Genomic DNA, 7000 nt, shown 5'->3' on the forward strand with positions numbered 1-7000 from the left:
GGTAAAGAGAGGCAGAGCCTCTGGATCTGCATTACCAGGCAGAGCCTGGTAACGAGAAAGCCTGGTAACGAGCAAAATTTCAAATCTCAAATCGACTGGCGCGATCGACAATTCGTCATCGCCCAGCCAAACTTGCTACCACCGCTACCAACTCAGCAGGATCGATCGGCTTGGACAGGTGAAGTTGAAAACCCTGCTGCAGCGCCCGCACCCGTTCTTGTACTTTACCTGTCGCCGTCAGCGCCACCGCTGGAATTTCCCTGTTCCCCGATCGCGATCGCACTTGCTGCAGCAGAGTCTCTCCATCTTCCGCCTGCATCCCTAGATCGATCGCCAAAACATTCGGATTCAGCCCTAAAATCGCCTCCAAGGCTTCCTTTCCCGACGCAGCGGTCTCCACCAAAGCTCCGCAATCTTCGAGCACTGTACGCGCAAAATCCAGGGCATCTCCGTCGCGGTCGATCGCCAAAACCCGCACTCCAGAAAGGTTGCTGCTGACAAAAGACTCGTTGTAAGCTGCCAGGGCAGGAGTTTCTGCAACCGCCAACTCCCCGAACTCGATCGCTGAAAATCCGCCGTCGCCCTTTTGCTGTTGAATTGGCAATCTCACCAAAAACCTCGCTCCTTGTCCCAAACCTGCAGATTCCGCTTCCACCGTCCCCCCGTGCATTTCTACAAAATGGCGCACTAGAGCCAAACCCAAACCCAATCCGTTGTAAGCTCGGGCTGCGGAACTGTCAGCTTGACTGAACCGATCGAACACATAGGGCAAAAACTCTGCGGCAATTCCTTCTCCCGTGTCGCTGACCTCAATTTCGACGCTAGGATGCGACACATTTTTACTCGCACTTAATTGCGCTTGTCCACCAGCGATCTCCATTTTTTGCAGCCTCACCCTCACCTGTCCCCCATCAGGAGTAAACTTAATCGCATTTGACAGCAAATTCCACGCCACCTGCTGCAAGCGGCCCGAATCCCCAAAAATCCGCCCCGCAGTTTCGTCGAAATCCGTCACGAGTTGAATATTTTTTGCCGCAATAGCGGGGGCGAGAGTTTCGATCGCAGCCTCAACCGTCGAAATCAAATCCACCCACCGCAAATTCAGCGACAGTTGGCCGGTAATAATCTCCGACACGTCCAACAAATCCTCGATCAGAGTTGAGAGCGATCGGGTATTGCGGTCGATCGTTGATAGAGCCCGAACCGTTGTTTTTTCGTCAAACTTGCGGTGGCGCAACAGTTGCGTCCATCCCAGCATCGCATTCAGCGGCGTTCGCAATTCGTGGGACAAAGTTCCCAGAAACTCGTCTTTAATCCGGTTTAACCGCGCCAATTCCTCGGCTCGATCGTGCAGTTTTTTTTCCAACTCTTTGCGAACCGTCAAATCGAGAACAAAAGCCACAGATTCTTGGCGATTTTCCCCCAACAAAATATACCCCAACAGCACTGAAATCCTGCTGCCGTCGGGCCGCACGTATTCCTTTTCGTAGGGAGTGCAAACGCCCTTTGCCCTTGCCTCTGCGATCCTGCTCTCGTCCAGCGGTATGAACTCCGGCGGTGTCATGTCTATCCAGCGGACTTCCCCGCGCTGCAACTGTTCCCGCGTGTAGCCCACCATCCGCAAAAATTCATCGTTAGCCTCGCTGATGCCGCCGTCAACATCGCCGAAGAGAATTCCGATCAAGTTAGATTCTGCCAACATTCTCAGCTTTTCTTGACTGGCTTTGAGCGCAAATTCTGCTTCCTTGCGATCGCTCACATCTTGGATGTAAGCCGACCAACCAGAATCGCCCGGATAAAAACGCACGTTCAACCACTTATTCCACAGCGGCACGAATTCTTCATACTCGACTGTCACCTTTTTTGCTAAGTTTTTTTCGACAATTTTGTAAGAGGGTAAATCCACAGCCCAAGGAAATATTTCCTTAATATTTTTACCGAGCAGTTCGGCTGGTGATTTGCCTAAAAGGTCTTGAGCTTTCTGGTTGACGTAGGTGTAGTTCCAGTTTAAATCGAAGGCTACAAAAGCGTCTGTAATGCTTTCGAGAATGTTAGTAATTCGATCGTTTGCCGATTGCAGCGCTCTCGCTGTTTCTTCTGCTTGCTTCCGAGCTGCTTGTTCGCGGGACAAAGCAACAGCGCGTTCTTGTTCTGCCTGTTTGCGATCGCTAATATCGATGCAAGAACCGATGTAACCTGCAAAAGTGCGATCGCCTCTGTACCGGGGTACGCCCGTACCCAAAACCCAGCGGTATTCCCCGTCCCAGCGCCTCATGCGGCATTCGATCCGGTACTCCCTGCGGGCATCGAAAGCTCTGTTGCAAACATCCAGATATCTGGGCAAGTCATCGGGGTGCAAGCTTTCCATCCAACCGCTGCCCATTTCTTGCGCCAAAGTGCGATCGGTAAAATCCAACCAAACTTTGTTAAAGTAATCGCCGAGGTTGTCCGCGTCCGACATCCAAATCATCACTGGCGCGGTATCTGCCATCATCCGAAATCGAGCTTCGCTTTCCTGCTGCTGCGCTTGAGCTGCTTTGCGGTTTAGCCGCTCTCGAACTTCCCGCAGCGCCCGATCGATCGACGGCACCAAGCGCGTCAAACTGCGTTTGAGAACGTAATCTGTAGCGCCGCTTTTCAAGGTTTCGATCGCCACTTCTTCGCCCAAAGTGGCCGAAACAAAAATAAACGGCACTCCCGGACAAGTAGCCCTGGCGATTGACAGCGCTGCTGTCCCGCTAAAACCGGGCACCATATAATCTGCCAAAATAACATCGAAACACTGGTTTTCCACTGCTGCAACAAAATCTTCGCGAGTTTCTACCCACCGCAGAGAAAATTTGAGTCCGCCGTCAACTAAAAAATCCTCAACCATTTCCGCATCTAAATCGCTATCTTCTAATAAAAGGATATTTAGCGTTTTCACAAAAACTCCTTAATATCTGTTACTTAATTTTTTAATCAAAATTCCTGGAATACTTCTATTATTGACTCAATTTCGATCGAGGTTGTAAAAAGAATATAAAAAATTGCTCTGCTTTATCTTGGAACCTCTGCCCCACTTTGCGGGTTCCTCCGGAGTTCTCATCTCAACAATTATCTTTGCCCCTCCTCGACGCACAAAAATCAGGTTTACAGCTAAAATAACAGTTTTATGATACCAGTTTCAAAAAAAAATCTAACTGCTTTGCCCGCAATCCAAACCTTTGGGCGATCGGCAATATCGCGTCCGGTCGATCGCGCGCCATATCTTGGGCGGGGGTTTAAGCTATTGCGGTATTTAAATTGTCTGTCAAAAACGATCGAACAATGAATGCGGTGTCCCGCCCGCCCTAAATATACAATTTAAATGTGCGACAGTTGACGAGATTTCTGGTTTGTATTGCACATATTGGCTTTCGGGCCCCTGGCGGAATTACGGTCAATTGAAAGGAAATTAAATCGTTTGCCAATCTCAAATCTCAAATCTTAAATCTTAAATCTTAAATTGTCTGAGCGATCGACCTTTACGCAGAAACCAGGGTTTTTGACTTTATTTGTAACCCGAAAACTCTATCAAATGCAGGAAATACAGGCATCTATCCCAAGACGGATTGTTGCGAACTCTCAATCAAAAACCGGGTTTGCGATCGCAACAGACAATTTATATAACAATCTTCGGGAATCGGGAATCGGGAATCGGGAATCGGGAATCGGGAATCGGGAATTGGAATGGACGAAGCGGAGGGCAGAAATCTCCTCGCTGGTAGCTAACCCTCACTCAAATTACCAATCCTGCTATTACCTATTACCTATTACCAATCCTGCAATTACCTATTCCCCATTCCCCATTCCCAATTCCCCATTCCCAATTCCCAATTCCCCATTAAGGGAGTGTACCTCTAGAAACCTGAGAAAGGCTATAGACGTTACGCGATCGACACAATACTAGCTCGATCGTAAGGCAATCGGTTAGTCGGCAAAACCTCCAGATTAATTTGCAGCGAATCCAAAGCCGGATTTTCGGCCAGCACCTTTTGCGTCAAACTCTTATTCAGAATTTCCCAGAAATCCGTTTCATTGGGATAATTAGTCAAGAAACTGTCAATGGCTTTGTAAATCGGCACAAAATCAGGATACTCATCCTGGGTAATTCCTGGTTTGTACTGATACTTGACATCAATATTGAGATTGTTCAAACCCTGATGTTCGATCGCATAATCAGGAATCTGGAAATCCCAGCCTTCTCCTAATTTGCCATCGGCTGTCCGAGTCACAGTGCTGCTGCGCTCGTAAGGCAATTTTTCCGTCGGCAAAACATCCAAATTAACCGTCACAGACGCAATCGTCGGATTTTCTGCCAGCACTTTTTCCGTCAGGTTTTTGTTGACTATTTCCCAAAAATCTGTTTCGTTCGGGTAGTTAACTAAAAGATTGTCAATGCTATTATAAATCGGTACAAAATCAGGATACTGATAATCTTGAATCCCGTCTTTGTACTTGTAATTTACATCAATATTCAGGTTGTTTAACCCTTGATGTTCGATCGGGTAATTTGCCAGTGAAAAATTCCACTTTTGACCTAATTGAGCATCCGATGGAAAGAAAGCAATTCCCACTGGACGCTCTAACTTGCTGTCAGGAGAAACAAAAATAGAATTGTTACTCAACAAAGTATTGCTCGATATTGGCAGCGGTTCGCCAGTCTTGCCGCTGTAGCGCAAAACAGCGCCCGCACCGCTAGCATCGGCGCGGTTGTCAAAGCCCACAGCAAACAAATTGCCGATCGGCGAAAATGCCAAACTACCCACATAATTGCTGCTGGGCGAAGTATCAGTATAATTCGTAGGTAAAACCTTAATTAATTCCCCGCTGGTTAAATTGTAACGCCTGATATCGTTAGCAAAATCGCTCACGTAAAGGTCGCCATCATCAGGCCCGATAGCCATTCCCAAAAGACTCACAAATCCCTGACTCCGAGGCGAAGGATCGGGCGAAGCAAAGATACTTGACTGCCTGGTTTGTGGGTTGTAACGCAGCACCTGACTGGGGAAATTTGCGCTAAAATCAGGTTGATTGTTGCGAGCAACACTCCCCTGCGTTGTCACGTACAAATAGCCGTCAGGAGCAAACAGTAAACCGTTCGGCCCGTTCAATCCTCCCCCTTGCTGGTTTCCCGCAGCAAATACATCAATGAACTGTCCAGTTTTGCCGTTATATCGGAGAATTTGGTCAGTCAAAAAACTGCTGACATAAAAATTTCCGTCAGGGCCAAAAGCTAAACCGTAAGGGCGAGACAATCCGCCAGTTTCATCAGTTGCTGTATTCGGATTATCGGCGACAAACCTGTCAATATATTCGCCAGTAACTCCGTCATACCGCAGTACGGCAGATGCTGTCGGTTCTCCCGAATTTCCCGGTTTGTCGCCGCTAGCAATGTAAATGTCCGCCTTACCGTCGCCGTTACCATCTGGCCCAAAAAGAACTGTATCTGGATTGGACAAACCGACGCTTTTCGCCGCTGGAATAAATTCTCCGAGAAAATTCCCGCTATTCCCGTCAAACCGCAGCACATTATTTCCCCTGGTATTGCCCACTAGGAATGTTCCTTGAGGATTGCTGGCTTGAGTGCGAGTAACTTTGCTGGTGCGGTTGTAGGGCAAGTTTTGGTTTGGCAAGATGTTAAGATTGACATTAACTGCTGCTAGGGCCGGATTTTCACTGAGGATATTTTGAGTTAATTTTTTATTGACAACTTCCCAAAAATCTGTTTCGTTTGGATACTTGGTTAAAAAGTTATCAATGCTTTGGTAAAGTGGCCCGAAATCAAGATAGTTGTTGGGAGCAATTTCCGGTTTGTACTGGTAATCAACATCGAGATTGAGTTTGTTTGATCCTTGGTGATCGATTGCGTAGTTTGTTAAGGATACATTAGCATTTTCTTTGACTTGACCGGAACGATTTCGGAAAACTGTGCTAGAGCGACTGTAGGGCAATCTGTCGGCTGGCAAAACTTCGAGTTGAATGCTAATATCTGTTAGTGCCGGATTTTCGTCTAGCACTTTTTGGCTCAGATTTTTGTTAAGGTTTTCCCAAGCATCGGTTTCGTTCGGGTAGTTAATTAGGAAGTTATCAATACTTTTGTAAATCGGCACAAAGTCAGGATATTCGTTTGGGGTAATTCCCGGTTTTAAGTTGTAATTAACTTCGATGTTGAGGGTGTTTAAGCCTTGGTGGTCGATGGTATAATCTTTAAAATCGAACGCCCATTTTTCTGCGGGTAATTGGGGGGAAGTTTGGGATTGTGCGCGTTCTGGTTCGCTACCGATACCGCCAACAGCAAAATCCATTCCTGTCAGTTCGTCTCTCTGAATTTGAGTGTAGATATCGCTCTGGGATGTTATACTGCTACGATCGAATTTGAGATTGTTGTTTTCTGAGGGCGGGATGCTAAAGTAGGTGATTGGGTCGAGAAGGTCGATCGCGCTATTCGTCGCAGCGGCCGCCAAATCTGGTTTTTGAGTTAAGTCATAGCTGGTATCAAATAAAACATTGGTATCGCCGTTTGCAATTTGGTTCGTCCGATTGAGCCGATCGAACTTACGGCCAAATAAGTCTGGGATTTCGGCTGAAACACCCGCAATATTTCCCTGAATAGGGTTTTCTCCCAACAGTCCTGTTGTATGCCACATAAGCTATTTATTTTTGAGCTGATTCTCGTTCTCCGATCTGAATTTGACTATACCAGTCTTGGACGCATCACAATCAGATTTGAGATTTGAGATTTGAGATTTAGGGATTGAGGGCTCTATCGATATTCTGTAACAAGTGAGCGGACTCGCATTCCACGCTGCGAACCTTTTTTGTTATGATAATCCCACAGTCAAATGGTTTAATAGACCTCTTGCAAAAATAATTAGGACGGGCCCCAGAGCCCGTCCCACAAAAATCTTTTTTTCTTGTGGGATGGCTTTGAGCATCGTCCCAAAATTTGATTAAAAGGACTGAGGCAAGAGGTCTA

3 protein-coding genes are annotated in these 7000 nt (G+C 47.0%); 1 reads left to right on the plus strand and 2 read right to left on the minus strand.

What is annotated here, in order from left to right:
• Positions 1–115 precede the first annotated feature (115 nt).
• The gene (locus tag WBA89_RS23620; protein ID WP_424409859.1) at positions 116–2926 is read right to left on the minus strand and encodes a PAS domain S-box protein; all 2811 of its coding nucleotides are present in this window, start codon (positions 2924–2926) and stop codon (positions 116–118) included.
• Between the two features lie 633 nt (positions 2927–3559).
• Here WBA89_RS23620 and WBA89_RS23625 point away from each other — a divergent pair.
• Positions 3560–3931 (plus strand): hypothetical protein, encoded by a 372-nt coding sequence (locus WBA89_RS23625; protein ID WP_424409861.1) that lies wholly within the window; start codon positions 3560–3562, stop codon positions 3929–3931.
• Here WBA89_RS23625 and WBA89_RS23630 read toward each other — a convergent pair.
• Positions 3909–6671, minus strand: coding sequence for a hypothetical protein (locus WBA89_RS23630; protein WP_424409862.1), 2763 nt, complete (start codon positions 6669–6671; stop codon positions 3909–3911). The two genes, WBA89_RS23625 and WBA89_RS23630, sit on opposite strands and share 23 nt — an antisense overlap.
• Positions 6672–7000: the final 329 nt, after the last annotated feature.

The sequence above is a fragment of the Microcoleus sp. genome (assembly GCF_049646505.1).
In the GTDB taxonomy this organism is placed as follows: domain Bacteria; phylum Cyanobacteriota; class Cyanobacteriia; order Cyanobacteriales; family Microcoleaceae; genus Microcoleus.

What these genes read in the sequence shown, in the direction of transcription:
- WBA89_RS23625 (WP_424409861.1), top strand. Translation starts at nt 3,560, where the DNA reads ATGCAGGAAATACAGGCATCTATCCCAAGACGGATTGTTGCGAACTCT.
- WBA89_RS23630 (WP_424409862.1), bottom strand. Translation starts at nt 6,671, where the DNA reads ATGTGGCATACAACAGGACTGTTGGGAGAAAACCCTATTCAGGGAAAT.